16 protein-coding genes are annotated in these 15,313 nt (G+C 44.2%); 9 read left to right on the forward strand and 7 right to left on the reverse strand.

From position 1 onward, the window contains the following. Nucleotides 1–2: 2 nt before the first annotated feature. On the reverse strand, nucleotides 3–641 hold the full coding sequence (gene pcp / locus V1U08_RS03530) for a pyroglutamyl-peptidase I (RefSeq protein WP_330469938.1): 639 nt from the start codon (nucleotides 639–641) through the stop codon (nucleotides 3–5). Nucleotides 642–847: 206 nt separating this feature from the next. Here pcp and V1U08_RS03535 point away from each other — a divergent pair, with 206 nt between their 5' ends. Together V1U08_RS03535 and trpB are read left to right on the forward strand one after the other, a co-directional pair. Continuing rightward, on the forward strand, nucleotides 848–1,096 hold the full coding sequence (locus tag V1U08_RS03535; RefSeq protein ID WP_330469939.1) for a hypothetical protein: 249 nt from the start codon (nucleotides 848–850) through the stop codon (nucleotides 1,094–1,096). A gap of 194 nt (nucleotides 1,097–1,290) precedes the next feature. Then, nucleotides 1,291–2,490 carry a tryptophan synthase subunit beta gene (trpB, locus tag V1U08_RS03540; protein ID WP_216826667.1) on the forward strand — a complete coding sequence of 400 codons (1,200 nt, stop codon included), beginning with the start codon at nucleotides 1,291–1,293 and terminating at the stop codon, nucleotides 2,488–2,490. Nucleotides 2,491–2,568: 78 nt separating this feature from the next. On the opposite strand, the gene V1U08_RS03545 is transcribed toward trpB, so the two are convergent. Beyond that, entirely contained in the window at nucleotides 2,569–2,784 is a 216-nt protein-coding gene (locus tag V1U08_RS03545; RefSeq protein WP_005375557.1) for a DUF3820 family protein, read from the reverse strand. Nucleotides 2,785–2,900: 116 nt separating this feature from the next. Between V1U08_RS03545 and V1U08_RS03550 the strand changes: the two genes are divergently transcribed. After that, entirely contained in the window at nucleotides 2,901–3,209 is a 309-nt protein-coding gene (locus V1U08_RS03550; RefSeq protein ID WP_014234610.1) for a cysteine-rich CWC family protein, read from the forward strand. A gap of 18 nt (nucleotides 3,210–3,227) precedes the next feature. On the opposite strand, the gene V1U08_RS03555 is transcribed toward V1U08_RS03550, so the two are convergent. Beyond that, a complete protein-coding gene (locus V1U08_RS03555; RefSeq protein ID WP_014234611.1) occupies nucleotides 3,228–3,572 on the reverse strand; it encodes a HopJ type III effector protein in 345 nt (114 codons plus the stop codon). A gap of 205 nt (nucleotides 3,573–3,777) precedes the next feature. Between V1U08_RS03555 and V1U08_RS03560 the strand changes: the two genes are divergently transcribed. Beyond that, nucleotides 3,778–5,547, forward strand: a complete 1,770-nt coding sequence (locus V1U08_RS03560; RefSeq protein ID WP_330469940.1) for a choice-of-anchor I family protein — start codon at nucleotides 3,778–3,780, stop codon at nucleotides 5,545–5,547. A gap of 67 nt (nucleotides 5,548–5,614) precedes the next feature. Here the strand turns inward: V1U08_RS03560 and V1U08_RS03565 are convergent, their stop codons facing one another. Then, nucleotides 5,615–5,953, reverse strand: a complete 339-nt coding sequence (locus V1U08_RS03565) for a 4a-hydroxytetrahydrobiopterin dehydratase (RefSeq protein ID WP_014234613.1) — start codon at nucleotides 5,951–5,953, stop codon at nucleotides 5,615–5,617. Then, the gene (gene phhA, locus V1U08_RS03570; protein ID WP_330469941.1) at nucleotides 5,943–6,737 is read right to left on the reverse strand and encodes a phenylalanine 4-monooxygenase; all 795 of its coding nucleotides are present in this window, start codon (nucleotides 6,735–6,737) and stop codon (nucleotides 5,943–5,945) included. Before phhA ends, V1U08_RS03565 begins: the two co-directional genes overlap by 11 nt. Nucleotides 6,738–6,959: 222 nt before the next feature. On the opposite strand from phhA, the gene V1U08_RS03575 reads away from it, so the two are divergent. Continuing rightward, nucleotides 6,960–8,933, forward strand: a complete 1,974-nt coding sequence (locus tag V1U08_RS03575) for an acetoacetate--CoA ligase (protein ID WP_330469942.1) — start codon at nucleotides 6,960–6,962, stop codon at nucleotides 8,931–8,933. A gap of 76 nt (nucleotides 8,934–9,009) precedes the next feature. Here the strand turns inward: V1U08_RS03575 and V1U08_RS03580 are convergent, their stop codons facing one another. Then, nucleotides 9,010–9,624, reverse strand: a complete 615-nt coding sequence (locus V1U08_RS03580) for a class I SAM-dependent DNA methyltransferase (protein ID WP_327194648.1) — start codon at nucleotides 9,622–9,624, stop codon at nucleotides 9,010–9,012. Nucleotides 9,625–9,908: 284 nt separating this feature from the next. Here V1U08_RS03580 and V1U08_RS03585 point away from each other — a divergent pair, with 284 nt between their 5' ends. Together V1U08_RS03585 and V1U08_RS03590 are read left to right on the forward strand one after the other, a co-directional pair. Next, entirely contained in the window at nucleotides 9,909–10,787 is an 879-nt protein-coding gene (locus V1U08_RS03585) for a LysR family transcriptional regulator (RefSeq protein WP_014234617.1), read from the forward strand. A gap of 175 nt (nucleotides 10,788–10,962) precedes the next feature. Beyond that, entirely contained in the window at nucleotides 10,963–11,853 is an 891-nt protein-coding gene (locus V1U08_RS03590; RefSeq protein ID WP_014234618.1) for a cation diffusion facilitator family transporter, read from the forward strand. 19 nt (nucleotides 11,854–11,872) lie between these two features. Here the strand turns inward: V1U08_RS03590 and yddG are convergent, their stop codons facing one another. Continuing rightward, nucleotides 11,873–12,817, reverse strand: a complete 945-nt coding sequence (gene yddG / locus V1U08_RS03595) for an aromatic amino acid DMT transporter YddG (protein WP_329353768.1) — start codon at nucleotides 12,815–12,817, stop codon at nucleotides 11,873–11,875. A gap of 265 nt (nucleotides 12,818–13,082) precedes the next feature. Here yddG and elbB point away from each other — a divergent pair, with 265 nt between their 5' ends. Together elbB and yiaY are read left to right on the forward strand one after the other, a co-directional pair. Next, nucleotides 13,083–13,733 carry an isoprenoid biosynthesis glyoxalase ElbB gene (gene elbB / locus V1U08_RS03600; protein WP_014234620.1) on the forward strand — a complete coding sequence of 217 codons (651 nt, stop codon included), beginning with the start codon at nucleotides 13,083–13,085 and terminating at the stop codon, nucleotides 13,731–13,733. Between the two features lie 330 nt (nucleotides 13,734–14,063). Next, nucleotides 14,064–15,212, forward strand: a complete 1,149-nt coding sequence (gene yiaY, locus V1U08_RS03605; RefSeq protein WP_014234621.1) for an L-threonine dehydrogenase — start codon at nucleotides 14,064–14,066, stop codon at nucleotides 15,210–15,212. Nucleotides 15,213–15,313: the final 101 nt, after the last annotated feature.

A 15,313-nucleotide genomic window follows, 5' to 3' on the forward strand; every position in this document is an offset into this window, starting at 1 on the left:
GGTTAGCAAATCTTTCCGCCAGTAACAGTAATATCAGTGTCATGGTGAACAACCACTTGCGCCATCAACCGCAGCGCTTCCACTATGGTATCTAATGACATTGTAGGCTGGTTACCGAGTGTGTTTTGTTCGGGTAACAGTGGAATATGCACAAAACCATGTCGTACTGGCTTATCTCTAAGGTAGTGTTGCAAACCATAAAAAAGGTGATTGCAAACGAACGTTCCCGCACTGTTAGAAACTTGGCAAGGAATCCCTTGTTGTTGCAAAGTCTGAACGATACGCTTGATCGGTAAAGTTGTGAAATAGGCGTCAGGACCATCGGCAATGATGGGCTCATCAATCGGCTGATGACCTAGATTGTCAGGAATTCGAAAGTCATCCACGTTGATAGCAATGCGCTCAGGGGTAATGGCGGCACGGCCAGCCGCTTGCCCAACGGTTATCACACAATCTGGCTGATGCTGTTCTATCGCTTCTATCACTGTATTAATTGAGTCATATCGCGTGACAGGCACGTGGCAAGTGACAATAAAACCTCCATCAATGGCCTCTCCTTCTAACCTCTTGACCGCTTCCAAAGCAGGGTTGATGGCATCACCGCCAAAAGGTTCAAAGCCAGTAATCAATACTTTTTTCATGTGCGTTTTCAATTAATTGGGAATAGCAAAATTATTGCACTCCTGCTTCGCTAGTCCAAATACTAATTTGGTTGGCCTATTCACTCTTAAACATTATGTGAAGACCGTAGAAAGTTTTACCGAAAGTACCAGAAACTTGGTTTCTCGTCTTAACTTAGGTAGAGTACGCGCCACAAAATATCTGCGATTCGAAGAGATTGAATACAATGAACATTGATGATCAAGTGATCGAAACTATTGAAGAGCTGGAAGCCTTTTTGCACCTGGTTGAAAGCGGTGCTCTTGGCCTTGAAGGTGTGGCAGGTATTGCACTTGCTAAAACCAATAGCGATGGCCGCCCATTTGTCGCGGTTCTAGGAGACAACCACCAGCTTATTCTGGGTCGTTGGGTTTCAGCACACGTTTACGAGAACGGTAAAGATATCGTTCAAAACGGCCCACGTCGTACCCATTAATGTGAATATGGCTAACCACTAGCTTGCTTTTGATAAGCAAGCTTTTTTGTATTAACTACGTACTAATCAACTAGTTCACGATAACAACATCAAGATTTAGGCAACTGATCACACAATACGCATAAGATTTTGGGTATAACGTACTAATCATAAAAATTAGGACGTGAAAAATGAATAACTCTTTCGACTACACAATGCCCAACAATGAAGGATTCTTTGGCGAATATGGCGGCAGCTTTGTACCACCAGAGCTTGAGCAAATCATGCGAGACATCAATGCTGCCTACGAAGAATGCTGTAAAGACCCAGAATTTAAAACTGAGCTGGCACGCCTTTACAAACACTTTGTGGGTCGACCAAGTCCGATTTTCCATGCTGAGAATTTGTCCAAAAAGTATGGCGCGGATATCTACCTGAAACGCGAAGATCTTAACCACACTGGCGCGCACAAAATTAACCACTGTTTAGGGGAAGCAATTCTCGCTAAAAAGATGGGTAAAAAGAAATTGATCGCAGAGACAGGCGCAGGTCAACATGGCGTTGCGTTAGCGACAGCAGCGGCTCTTGTCGGATTAGAGTGCGATATTTACATGGGCGAAGTGGACATCGCTAAAGAGCACCCAAATGTGGTTCGAATGAGAATTTTAGGTGCCAACGTGATTCCTGCGACGCATGGACGCAAAACGCTGAAAGAAGCGGTAGACGCAGCATTTGAAGCTTATTTAAAAGATCCAGAGACTCAGCTTTACGCCATTGGCTCTGTAGTAGGCCCTCACCCATTCCCTAAAATGGTTCGTGACTTCCAATCGATTATTGGTAACGAAGCACGAGTTCAGTTTAAAGAAATGACGGGCAAACTACCGAACAACCTCGTGGCATGCGTGGGCGGTGGTTCCAATGCTATGGGTTTATTCAGTGCCTTTTTAGAAGACGAACAGGTCGCGATTCACGGTGTTGAGCCAGCGGGTCGTTCTTTAGAGAAAGTGGGGGAACACGCGGCAACGCTTAGCTTGGGCGAACCTGGCATCATGCATGGTTTTAAATCTTACATGCTGAAAGACGAACAAGGTGAACCTCAAGAAGTTTATTCTGTGGCAAGTGGACTAGACTACCCATCTGTTGGCCCGCAACACAGTTACCTAAAAGATATCGGCCGCGTGAATTACGGTTCGATCACTGATGACGAAGCAATAGACGCTTTCTTTGAACTATCACGAGAGGAAGGCATTATCCCTGCGATAGAGTCCTCTCACGCAGTGGCTTACGCGATAAAACTGGCGAAACAAGGAGAAAAAGGGTCGATTCTCATCAACTTGTCTGGCCGAGGTGACAAAGATATTGATTTTGTGGTCGAAAACTACGGCGCAAAATACGGTATCGAATCGCTAATCTAAACCTTTTTGTATTAACGTAAAGCCACCTAAATTAGGTGGCTTTGTTGTATTTAGCATCTGTGAATAGACTTTTTGGGCTTACATTCGCTTTAGCGGCTTAACGACGCTATCTAAGCCTTCGATTTTTAGCGCTAAACACAACTTGAGCAAGTCCCCAAGCTCACCGCTTGGCCACCCTTTTTTATCGAACCACAGCAAATATTCCTCTGGAAGATCAATCAACACTCTTCCCGCGTATTTCCCAAAAGGCATTTGCATTCTTGCTAGTTTTATCAGGTTTTCTTTTTCTAACATAAGTCGGACTGTGGTTAACGTAATTATCCTTAGGGTATCACTGGTGCGATCTCCCGACCAGTTTCACTGTGCTTTATGCTAAAGTAGGCCGCATTCGAAAATAGAACGAGAAAGTAATGAAGTCACCTTGTCGTGCTGCCTGTAAAAACAATGGCGGCATCTGTTCTGGTTGTCACAGAACGATAGAAGAGATCATCCAGTGGAAAGACAAAACGGATGAACAACGAGATAGTCTGATCAATCAAATTGCCGGTGGTGCGTCTACCCATTCATGCCCAGAATGCGGAACTCAAGCACACTGTGACATCTCAGCAGGAAAAGAGACTTGTTGGTGTTTCGGTGTCGAGACCAGAGATTTACCCAAGCCTGACGAAGGCCAATTGTGTTTGTGTAGAAAATGTTTGGAAAAAAAGCCAGTCGCTTAATCGACTGGCTCTATTTGATTACTTAGCTTTTAGTGCTGGCGATTCAAACTTAACACCATCCCAGCCGCTCACCATAAAATTACGAATGTTCTGATGATCATCGTTTTCTGGATGTTGTAAAACATCTTCACGGTAAAAACGTCCAAAACAGGCCAGTGTGGCTTCCTTGTCTAAGTTATTAAGCAAACCAAATGCAAAGATTTTGCATGAGCCATTGTTTTCACCGGCTCCATTTTCGGTCGCACCATTAGTAAATGCAGTTGGTGTGAACTCGTAGTTCGCCTCTATCACCGCGATGGTCGTTTCAAATTCAATCTTTTCTGGTGTCGACGCTACTGCATCTAAAAATTGTTGTAGTTCCATTTTCATTCCAATTTGTTATGCCATCATACCGATGACATATTTGTTTAATAAAAAGCCAATATAAGAGTCATTAATCATACATATATTCATAGCCTTACCAAAACATACGTCAATCAATGCTTCAAAAGCATTCACGAAGATTAGTGAATATTTATTAAAAAATTATGCATTGAGCCACATTGTATCGGATTGATAAGGAGATATCATGTCCACCCCATTTAAAGCAATAGGTGTTTTAGCACTTTCGTCACTTGCCATCGCATGTTCTTCACAGCCAGAGGATACATTGGCATCCTTCCGTGCTCAGTGTAAAGCGACCACTGCACCGATTGCTGGCGAAACCTCTATTCAAGGGCTGACGCTAGTAGGAACGTCTATCGCGGATACACCTTTTGATACATCAGCAGCAGAGATTGTTAGCTATGATGGGTGTACAGATAAACTTTATGTGGTCAATGCTCAGACAAAACGCATCGATGTCCTAACCATGGACGAAAACAGCCGCCCATCGAAAACCGCGTTTATAGATTTAAATGGCGCCGGTGAAGCCGCTTCGATTGATATCGGTGCTGCCAACAGTGTAGCTGTCTCCAATGGCCTCGTTGCGGTTGCTATTGAGAACAGCAACAAACAAGAAAACGGCATTATCGCGCTTTATCGATCGGATAACTTGTCTCTTGTAACGACCTATCCTGCTGGCGCGCTGCCAGATATGGTCGGGTTTTCCAAGGATGGCCGTTACATCGCAACCGCCAATGAAGGAGAGCCAAGCGGTGATTACCGTGTTGACCCAAAAGGCAGTATTACATTAGTGGATTTAGGCCAAGGGCTCACCAACGCCGAAGTCACGCAAATTGGTTTCGAGCAATTTGATGGTCCTCGTGCCAGTGAATTATCTGATAGCGTGCGTATTTCTGGACCGAACGCAAGCGTGGCTCAAGACTTAGAACCAGAATACTTGACCTTTGCTGACAACGGTAAAATTTACGTAGCGTTACAAGAAAACAATGCCATGGCAATCATTAATCCTGAAAGCAAATCGGTTGAGAAAATTGTCGGGTTAGGCGAGAAATCATGGTCTGACGCTAAATTGGATGCATCCAACAAAGACAAAATAGTCGGCAACTTTAAGAGCTACCCGCAATTGGTTGGCTTATATATGCCAGACACCCTCGACAGCTATTCAGTGAATGGTAAAAGCTACATAGTCTCTGCCAACGAAGGAGACGGTCGTGAGTATGGCATCAAAACCACACAAGAGCGTTGTGAGCAGGTCAACTTTAAGTGGGATGAAGATGACTATCAAGGTACAAGCGACTACGCCAGCAAAGAAGGCACTTGTCTCAGTCACGTTGATGAGGTTCGTGGTAAAAAGCTTAAAGTCGCGAGCGATCATCCACTGGCAGCAGCACTAAAAGACAACTCATTTCTAGCGCGACTAAAAGTCATCAAACCGGAACAGACATTAACTGCTACGGATAATGTACAAGCGTTTGGTGCTCGTTCTTTTTCAATATGGGATGAAGATGGTGAACTGGTTTTCGACAGTGGTGATGACTTTGCAACCATCGCTTTAATGAATGAAGGCAAACACTTTAACAGCACCAACGACAGCAATAGTAGCGGTGATGATCGCAGTGATGACAAAGGTATTGAACCTGAAGCAATCGAAACCGCAGAAATAAACGGACGTCACTACGCATTTATTGGCCTTGAGCGCCAAGGCGGGATCATGGTTTACGATATTAGTGAGCCAAGCCAAGCGGTCTTCCTTCACTATGTGAACCACCGTAACTACGAGCAGCCGGTTTGCACACAAGTGGAAGAGAGCGAGTGCGCGAATGATACCTACAATCCAAAAGCTGGCGATCTCGGACCAGAATCGATTAATTACTTCACCCGTAACAGTGGTCACTTTATCGCAGTTGGGAATGAAGTTTCTGGCACGACTTCTGTCTATCGTATCGAGCTCTAAGGCCCAATTGCTCTAAAAAAGACGCCCGAACTTATGTTCGGGCGTCTAGTATAAAGCTAAATACCTCTTATTCGGTAAGAGCTAAACCATCACATTTCGATGCGCAGATAAAGTCGTTCTTATGCAGCCCTTTTATTGAATGGCTCCACCATGTCACCGTGACTTTACCCCACTCTAGTAAAATCGAAGGGTGATGAAATTCATCTTCTGCCAGTTCAGCAATTTTATTACTAAACGCCCAAGCCTGTTTGAAGTTTTTAAACTTATACACTTTTTCTAACTGAGGAATCCCCTCTCTTTCAAAAATCTGCCAATCAGTAAGTTGCAGCAGCAGTGACTGTTGCTCCTCTTTACTCAGCGCAATGGCATCAAGACTACAAGCTTCGCATTTTTGTTCATTCAACATGAGCAGGTTCCTTTGGTTCAAATAGTGGTGGCAACAATCCGGCCCCAATAGCCATATCGGCTTGCTTTAATAGGTTTAATTGACTGATTTGATAAAGCTGTGAAAAATCGTCGATTACATAGTATTTCGGTTGCATGATATCGATGCGATAAGGTGTTCTCAGGACGGTTTGTAAATCGAAACCTTCACGAATCGCATCTTCACTTTCTAGCGAATAGATGGTTTCTCCCGGAGAAGAGAGAATGCCTCCGCCATAAATCTTGGTTTGATCGCCTTCTTTAACCAGGCCGAACTCGACGGTAAACCAGTATAGTCGTGCAAGATACGCTCTCTGTTTAGGCGTCGCGGCTTGGCCCAACTGCCCATAATGCTCAGTAAACGCGGCAAAATCAGGGTTGGTCAACATGGCACAGTGGCCAAATATTTCATGGAAGAAATCGGGTTCTTGCAGATAGTCAAACTCTTCACGACTACGCAGGAATGTCGCAACGGGGAAGCGTTTATTACCTAACAGATTAAAAAAACGATCGAAATCGATAAGTGCTGGAACAGGCTCTACCTGCCATCCTGTCGTTTCCATCAATACACGGTTGATATCAGGAAGTTGTGGCACATGATCCTCGGGCAAATCGAGCAATGTCAAACCTTGTAGATAAGCCTGACAAGCGCGGTTATGAATAACACTCATCTGTCTGGTGACTAAATCTCGCCAAATTGCATCTTCTTCGAGGCTCCATTCTACCCTTCCATCCTGGTCAACGGGTTTAGAATGATATTGCGTCATGACCTTTCTCCATTAACAAATCCTTTACATTAAGCCTATCTGTACTCCTGACTGCTTCCAATCCCTAAACCATTTTCGCCCACGCATTTGAGTGTAACAAATTATTTACATTTACACGTAAGACTATGATATTGCTAACATCAAATACTTTCACGCAAGTTTGACATTGTTAGTGATTGCTTTCAGACTTAATGTGTTACCAGCTTGTTATAGAAGGAACCTATGCGCGAGTACAACAAATTATGGCAACCGAGCGAAAGCCGCATCGAAGAAGCCAATATCACCCAGTTTATTGAACACATAAACAGGCAAGGAAATGACATAAAAAACTATGCCGAACTCCATCAATGGTCACTGGATCATTCCGAACAGTTTTGGCAAGAAGTCTGGCTGTTTTGTGATGTAATCGGAAACTCGGGTGACACGGTAAAATGCCAATCTGAGAGTAAATGGCAGCAGCCGGTTCCTAACCGCGACACAAGCTGGTTTCCTGACGCCCAAATTAATTATGCGGAAAACCTTCTTAGTTTTGCCTATCACAACCCTAATGATATTGCGATTTGGTTTGAGAACGAGCGTGGAGAGAGACAAACTTATACTTGGCAAGAGCTGTGTGATGAAGTCTCTAGCATACAGCGATGGCTGCAAGATTGCGGTGTAAGAAAAGGCGATGTGGTTGCTGGATACCTTCCTTACCTGCCTCAAACCGTGATTGCAATGCTAGCCACGACCAGCCTTGGTGCGACTTGGACTGCGACATCGCCAGACTTCGGCATAGAAAGCGTTTTGGAACGATTTGGCCAAGTAAAACCTAAAGTTCTGTTCACTTGCGATGGCTACACATTTAACGGCAAAGTGTTCGATATGACAGATAAAAACCATCATATCTCCGATCACTTGGATGGTCTAAAGCACGTTTGCCAGATCAACTATCTCAATCCTCGCAGCTACGAATGTGATGTTTGCACCCAAGACTGGCAATACATATTAAATCAATACCCACCGCAGCCCGTCACTTACACGCGTATCAACTTTAATGATCCCTTATTCATACTCTACTCATCCGGCACAACTGGGAAACCAAAGTGTATTGTGCATTCTGTAGGCGGCACCCTGCTTAACCATGTTAAAGAGCATCAGCTTCATTGCGATATTCAGCCAGAAGATCGCGTATTCTATTACACCACTTGTGGGTGGATGATGTGGAACTGGCATGTTTCCACCCTAGCCAGTGGCGCGTGTTTGGTCATTTTTGATGGCAGCCCGATGTACCCAAATTACAAGGTGTTGTGGGATTTGGCTAAACGCGCTGATGTATCACTTTTTGGCACCTCGGCAAAATACTTGGAAGCCATGGAAAAAGCGGGCTATTCCAATCAAGGAAGCGACCCGCTTCCATCACTAAAAACCATATGTTCCACGGGCTCTGTACTTTACCCGGAGCAATTTGATTACGTTTATCAACATTTGAAAGAGGACGTTCATTTAGCTTCTATTTCTGGTGGCACAGATATTTGTGGTTGCTTCGTATTAGGTAACCCAATCTCCCCGGTTTACCGTGGCGAATGTCAGTGTGCAGGTTTAGGTGTCGATACAAGAGTCTTCAGTCCACAGGGCGAAGATATTATTGGTAACCGAGGCGAGCTAGTGTGTGCCAATTCCATCCCTAATTTCCCGGCTAAATTCTGGGATGACAGTGGTGAGCGTTACCATAACGCTTATTGGGACAAGTTCGAGAACGTTTGGCACCACGGCGATGATGTTGAAAGAAATGCATCAACGGGCGGTTATCTCTTTTACGGGCGAAGTGACACAACGTTAAACCCTGGTGGAGTTAGGATTGGCACAGCAGAAATTTACCAGCAGGTTAATTCGATTGAAGGCATTGTTGACTCAATCGCGGTCGGAAAAGAGGTAGATAGAAACGAGCAAATCTGGCTGTTTGTTCAGCTAGCCACTACCGAAAAATTGAACGATGATATGATCGCGAAAATTAAAGCTCAGTTGAAATCTGCCTGCTCAGCGAGACACGTTCCAAGTGAAATTTTTGCCATCAGTGACATTCCTAAAACGAGATCTGGTAAATTAGTCGAGCTTGCTGTCAAACAAGTTATCAATGGCAGAGAGGTGGAAAACATTGGTGCCATCGCAAACGCACATGTTTTGGAAGAGATAAAAAAGCTGGTGTCAGCCTGATTAGGTCTTAATGGAAAGGTTGCAAGCAAACAAAAAGCGAGCCTTGAAGCTCGCTTTTTGATGTTCTTATTAGGGATTACCGGCGCCCAACACCCATTATTACTGACATCGATTTACCATCTGATGTGATTTCAAACACATTCTTTGTTTCTACGTCAGTAAAGCCCGCTTTAATGAGGGCAGCTTCTGAACTCGCCTCTGTAAAGCCATCTTGTCCGGATTCTGATACAAAATCAAAATGAACGAAATGACCACCGTGGTTAAGTAATGAATGCGCAATGCTTAATGCTGAATCGGCATCATCCAAGAAGGATAAAACTGATGATGCAACGACCAAATCAAATTGCCCACGGAACGCAGGATGCTGCGCAACAAGACCTCGAGATAAGGTATCAACAACTGGCTCTACATTCGCCAGCTCTTTTTTATCTAACTCTTCGATCATCTCTTCAGATGCATCTAGTGCCACGATATCTTTAACCAATGGAGACAATAACTGGCTTAACTGCCCGGTTCCGCATCCGAAATCTAGTACTTTAATGCCATCAAGCTGAGTTAACTGTTGTAACTGTTCAAACACTGACTGAGCAAATTGCGTGGTTGCGGGATTTGATTCCCAACTCTTTGCTAAGCCGTCCCAATCTTGTGCCATCGTGGCCTCCATGTTCACTTCTGATATCTCACATCTCACCGTGTGACGCCGAAAGTGCTTTAGTTACAAAGAGAACGGTTCTATTCTCTATTACAAAGCGAAAAACACTTTTAGCGTGACACAAGAAGTCTAACAATGATTGACTTCTTTTGAGCGTCAGACCTATATCAACGCATACTTGGTATAGGGTACCCCAAAACCACAAAAAGACCATAGACTTATCTGGCGAAATCGTGTTTTTTTCGTTAACCTTTCACAGCTTTGGGAATCGATCTGTACCGTATCCCTTTTGATTTCAAATTACTTTTCGGTTGTGTCAAATCATGAACTTAACGCAAGTAGAAGCCTTCTGTACTATCGCTGATTGTGGATCGGTGTCCGAAGCTGCAAGGCAGTTGGACTGTAACCGAACCAAACTCAGCATGTCGATAAAAGCGCTGGAAAAGGATCTCGATGTCGAATTGTTTACCCGAACCGGCAATCAACTCACGTTGTCTGAAGCGGGAAAAGCGATTTACAAAGACTGTGAATACCTTTTAGTCATAGCACAACGTATTCGCAAAACGTGTGGCCAAATTTCAGAGGGTTTCAACGCCGAGGTATGGGTTGCACGAGACGACTCCCTACCCGACGACCTGTGGCAAGACTTATCACACAAGCTGAACAACCGTTACCCTTCCACCACATTTAACATCATCCTCGCATCAAGTGGTGACTTAGCCAACCTGGTGAGCACGCATCAAGTGGATTTTGCCTTTGGTGTTGATTACGAGCGAGTCGACGATCCCCATATCGTCTATAACCCACTAGGTAAAATACGCATGATGTCTGTGTGCAGCGCCGATCACCGTTTAAGCAAAATGCGTCGCGTATCGGATGAAGAGCTGCGCAGCCAAATGCAAGCGCTGATGGTTTACTTAAATGAGAAAGACAACCCAGAACTCCAGCCTTTCTCAACACGCTACATCGGCTTCTCTAGCTTCGATTACATGTTAAATACTATCTTAGAAGAAGATGCATGGGGCGTGTTACCTGAGCCCCTAATTCGTCACTATCTACGTCAACAAAAGTTGGCGGTAATTAAACACACCTACGGTTTAACACAAGAAGACTACTGTATGTTTTCTACAAATGGTCAAATTGAGCACCCTGCTATGACGTGGTTAGCGGACAAACTCAGCGATTATTTATTTGACTTCTAAACACTTTGCACTGAGTGTCAATTTTTGTGACAGCAAGATTCTGCTGTATCATATTGTTTTTATTATAAAATATTTTAAACCCCTCTCACTCAACAAGTTACTGGTCAAATTCTGGTTGCCTAAATAGCCTTGTAAGCAAAGAATATAGCGGAACAAAAACTACAAGGTATATCTCATGTGTGTCAGGACAAGCAGAAACGAAAACCATATTTTAACCATTTCAGCCCTTTTAGCTTCAGGCTTCGCTGCTGGTGGTATGGTACTAGGCTTGCTTGTTGGCTCAATTGTGATCGTTTTTGATGGTGTCTACTCTTTAGTCAGCTTACTGTTAACATTATTGTCACTGGCAGCCTCTTATTACATTAGCAAACCATCGAAGTCAGTGTTTCCATTTGGTAAAGCCGTACTAGAGCCAATCGTTATTGCGATCAAGGCAACAGTTATTTTGATTGTTGTGCTATTTTCTCTTTACTCTGCGATTTCCGCACTGATGACAGGCGGTAGAGAAGTCGATGCGTCTATTGCGACAATCTTTGGTGTTGTAAACGTTTTGGGTTGTGGTTACGCATGGTGGTTTATGGCGAAAAGAAGCCGAAACTACTCATCAGGTCTAATCGAAGCAGAGACAAAACAGTGGCAAATGGACACCTTGTTAAGTGTTGCTGTCACGGTAGGTTTTGTGGCCGCGTGGTTGGTGTCGCTGTCTCCATTCGCTCAATATGCGGCTTATGCTGATCCACTGATGATGCTGTTGATGGGCTTCTACTTTTTAAAAGTACCGTTTGATATGTTATGTGGCGCACTACGCGAGCTGCTGATGATGACACCGAGCAAAGAACTTTGTCAGGTGGTTGGTAACGATGTACTAGAGATCGAGAAAGTATCAGACCACCAGCTAAAAGTTGCTGGCATCACCAAAGTTGGACAAGAGCTACGAGTAAACATCGATCTGCATGTCGACGATGACACGCTAGAGTTGGATACGTTGGAGAAGACGCGTAAACAGCTAACAACACGCTTGTCGAAGCACAGATTCAAGCTGCAGCTACAGCTAAACGTCGCTTAGAACAGATAAAGAAAGCTCCCTAATTTGGGAGCTTTTTTGTATTTACGGGGTCGATATTTTCTTCCACTGCAGAGGCTCGCTTCTCTTTTGTAACTAGCCAACACAATAATGAGCCAACCGTTACCATCATCACACCATGCCAAAAGCTCTGACTCAAGGTCACTCCAAGAATGACGGAAGAAAACAGAGCCGAAAAGATTGGTGTGAAGTAAGAGAGTGTCGCAAGAAACACCATATTTCCGCCTACAATCGCAATGTTCCACAACCCATAGCCTCCCGCCATCAAAGCCGCAGAAGCTAGCAAATAGCCCATTGCCGACCAAGAGAAAGTCATTGCTGGTTGATCCGTTACTAAAAATTTCACCCACAAAGACACTGCCGTGGCAATAAAGAACAGCGTAATCGCGTTGTGTTTGGACTGTTGCTTTTGAGTCAGGTTACAGTATACCGCCCAGATCACTGCGCCAGTCAGAGCCATAAAGTAAACCAATGGATTACTGTTAACGTTGTCTATTATTTGCTGCACTGATAAGCCGTTATCCCCACTCACCGTCCACGCAACGCCTAAGAACGCAAGGGTTACGGCTGGATAAAGTAACCAGCTTGGCTTTTTATTACTGCTTAACACCGCAAATAACACCGTCAATGCAGGCCAGAGGTAATTTACGATGGAAACTTCAATTGCCTGCGCCCGTGAGTTTGAATATCCCAGCGCCAAAGCGAGAAAAATCTCATAACAGACAAACAGTGCTCCGCCGAAGATAAGATATTTAGCAGAGAAGTTAGAAAGCCTTGGGATCCCCACCACAACAATCAGAAAAATTGAGCTGACAGAATACAACATGGCTGCCCCTCCGACTGTTCCCAGGCTTTCCGTCACCAATCTGGCGATACCCAGTAAACAGCTCCAGGAAATAATGGCGATACAACCATAAAGAGTGAATTGAAATTGCGCAGATTTCATGTGACCTACAGCTTATGAATGCGAAAGTAGCCATCAGATTAACGCAAAAAGGAGCGGCTACAACAGTCAATCTTATAAAAAATCAGTATAGAAATTATTCCGTTACGAGTTTGGAACAAATATAAAACACTTTTTACAAATTCTGCTTAACCCCTTTTTAGTCAGCGACTATGATGAAAAGAACTCACAAGTGAAATTGTGGAGAATAATCAGTCTGTAAATGCAAGAGCAACAGACAGAATACTCAGACTAAAGGGACTCTCAAATGAAAAAAATTGCGGTTATCTTCAGTGGCTCTGGTGTTTATGATGGAACAGAGTTGCACGAAGCTGTATTGGCACTCCACGCTATTGAGAAAGAAGGCGCTAGCTGGCATTGTTTCGCTCCTAATATCGACCAGTTGCATGTGATCAATCACCTGACTGGCGAGGAAATGGATGAGACCAGGAACGTAATGGTGGAATCAGCACGCATTGCGCGAGGAAATATTGAAGATGTGGCGCGATTGCATGTCGAAGATTTCGACGCTTTACTTCTACCTGGTGGTTTTGGCGCAGCAAAAAACCTAACTGACTTTGCGGTATCTGGGGCGGAATGCTCAATCAACACACACGTTGCTCAAGCCTGCCGTGCATTTGCTCATGCCAACAAACCCGCAGCTTATCTTTGCATCGCACCTATCATTATCCCAATGATTTATGAGCAGGGTGTAAAAGGAACAATAGGCAATGATGAAGCGACTTCTGCCGCCTTTAATCAAATGGGTGGTGAGCACATCGAATGTACCGTTGATGAGTTTGTTTTTGATGAGCAACATAAGGTTCTTTCTACACCGGCTTATATGTTAGCCGAGAATATCTCTCAAGCAGCTTCAGGCATCGAAAAACTCGTATCTAAACTTGTCGAAATAGCATAATTATTGATAGATAAGTTAAAAACACTTCATTCATCCCCATTGATAAATCTAATATCAATGGGGATTTCTTATACTTTAGTCTAATTTAGATATAAATCATCAATAGATCTTCATTATTAACAATTTTTTACGTTACTAGTTTCATATTTAAGCTACGTTATATTTATGTTGCACCTACATGCTGTGCAACAAGATCGCTGTCACAGTTCCTGTAGTGAAACGAGTACCAACTGGCTTAATTTGTTCTGGATCAAGTTGGAACCCGAAAAAGGTGTGCGACAGTAATTCCCAATTAATAACAACTTATAAAGAACGACGGAGCAATCCAATATGACTAGTGCATTTTTTATCCCTACGGTAAACCTCATGGGCGCAGGCTGTCTTAAAGACGCCGCGGACAGTATTCAATCACAAGGCTTTAAAAAAGGGTTGATCGTTACCGATAAAATCCTTAACCAAATCGGTGTGGTTGAGCAGGTTCAAGGCCTTCTTAACGAAAGAAGCGTCGCAACCGTAGTGTTCGATGGCACTCAGCCAAACCCAACGATTAACAACGTTAACGACGGCTTAGCACTATTAAAAGAAAACGAGTGTGACTTTGTAATCTCACTTGGCGGTGGTTCACCACACGACTGTGCGAAAGGTATCGCACTTGTGGCTGCAAACGGTGGACACATTTCTGACTACGAGGGCGTTGATCAATCTGCAAAACCAATGCTGCCACTTATCGCCATCAATACGACTGCGGGTACTGCATCGGAAATGACTCGTTTCTGTATCATCACCGATGAAGAACGTCACATTAAGATGGCAATCGTAGATAAGCACACCACGCCATTGATCTCAGTAAACGACGCTGAGTTAATGCTTGCAAAACCAGCGTCTCTGACCGCTGCAACGGGTATGGACGCGCTGACTCACGCCATTGAAGCGTACGTTTCTATTGCGGCAACACCAATTACGGATGCAGTTGCGATTAAAGCGATTGAGTTAATTCAAGCGCACCTGCGCACAGCAGTGAAAAACGGTGAAAATCTGGAAGCTCGTGAACAAATGGCGTACGCGCAGTTTATGGCGGGTATGGCGTTTAACAACGCTTCACTAGGTTACGTCCACGCAATGGCTCACCAGTTAGGTGGTTTCTACGATTTACCACACGGTGTGTGCAATGCCATCCTGCTTCCTCACGTACAACGCTACAACGCGCAAGTCTGCCCTGAACGTCTGACTGATGTGGCGAAAGCAATGGGCGTTAACGTGGAAGGCATGTCAGCAGAGCAAGGTGCAGCAGCCGCGATCGACGCGATCGTTACACTAGCGAAAGACGTGGGTATTCCTGCTGGCATCAAGGAGCTTGGCGCGAAACTAGAAGATATTCCAACGCTGGCTGATAACGCACTTAAAGACGCGTGTGGTTTCACTAACCCTAAACAAGCGACTCACGAAGAGATCTCTGCAATATTCGAAGCGGCAATGTAATCGAATCAGAGTTCACTCTCGCAAAGTCATACAATCCCCGATCTCGTGTCGGGGATTTTTACATCTGTATACAGTTTAACGCCTAACAAACATAGGAATTC

Source organism: Vibrio sp. YYF0003, from assembly GCF_036350715.1.
GTDB classification, from domain to species: domain Bacteria; phylum Pseudomonadota; class Gammaproteobacteria; order Enterobacterales; family Vibrionaceae; genus Vibrio; species Vibrio natriegens.

Excerpts from the sequence above, each read along its gene's own strand:
- elbB (WP_014234620.1), top strand. The coding sequence starts at position 13,083 with ATGAAAAAAATTGCGGTTATCTTCAGTGGCTCTGGTGTTTATGATGGA.
- V1U08_RS03535 (WP_330469939.1), top strand. The coding sequence starts at position 848 with ATGAACATTGATGATCAAGTGATCGAAACTATTGAAGAGCTGGAAGCC.
- V1U08_RS03545 (WP_005375557.1), bottom strand. The coding sequence starts at position 2,784 with ATGTTAGAAAAAGAAAACCTGATAAAACTAGCAAGAATGCAAATGCCT.
- pcp (WP_330469938.1), bottom strand. The coding sequence starts at position 641 with ATGAAAAAAGTATTGATTACTGGCTTTGAACCTTTTGGCGGTGATGCC.
- V1U08_RS03555 (WP_014234611.1), bottom strand. The coding sequence starts at position 3,572 with ATGGAACTACAACAATTTTTAGATGCAGTAGCGTCGACACCAGAAAAG.
- V1U08_RS03585 (WP_014234617.1), top strand. The coding sequence starts at position 9,909 with ATGAACTTAACGCAAGTAGAAGCCTTCTGTACTATCGCTGATTGTGGA.
- trpB (WP_216826667.1), top strand. The coding sequence starts at position 1,291 with ATGCCCAACAATGAAGGATTCTTTGGCGAATATGGCGGCAGCTTTGTA.
- yddG (WP_329353768.1), bottom strand. The coding sequence starts at position 12,817 with ATGAAATCTGCGCAATTTCAATTCACTCTTTATGGTTGTATCGCCATT.
- V1U08_RS03550 (WP_014234610.1), top strand. The coding sequence starts at position 2,901 with ATGAAGTCACCTTGTCGTGCTGCCTGTAAAAACAATGGCGGCATCTGT.
- yiaY (WP_014234621.1), top strand. The coding sequence starts at position 14,064 with ATGACTAGTGCATTTTTTATCCCTACGGTAAACCTCATGGGCGCAGGC.
- V1U08_RS03575 (WP_330469942.1), top strand. The coding sequence starts at position 6,960 with ATGCGCGAGTACAACAAATTATGGCAACCGAGCGAAAGCCGCATCGAA.
- phhA (WP_330469941.1), bottom strand. The coding sequence starts at position 6,737 with ATGACGCAATATCATTCTAAACCCGTTGACCAGGATGGAAGGGTAGAA.
- V1U08_RS03590 (WP_014234618.1), top strand. The coding sequence starts at position 10,963 with ATGTGTGTCAGGACAAGCAGAAACGAAAACCATATTTTAACCATTTCA.
- V1U08_RS03560 (WP_330469940.1), top strand. The coding sequence starts at position 3,778 with ATGTCCACCCCATTTAAAGCAATAGGTGTTTTAGCACTTTCGTCACTT.
- V1U08_RS03565 (WP_014234613.1), bottom strand. The coding sequence starts at position 5,953 with ATGTTGAATGAACAAAAATGCGAAGCTTGTAGTCTTGATGCCATTGCG.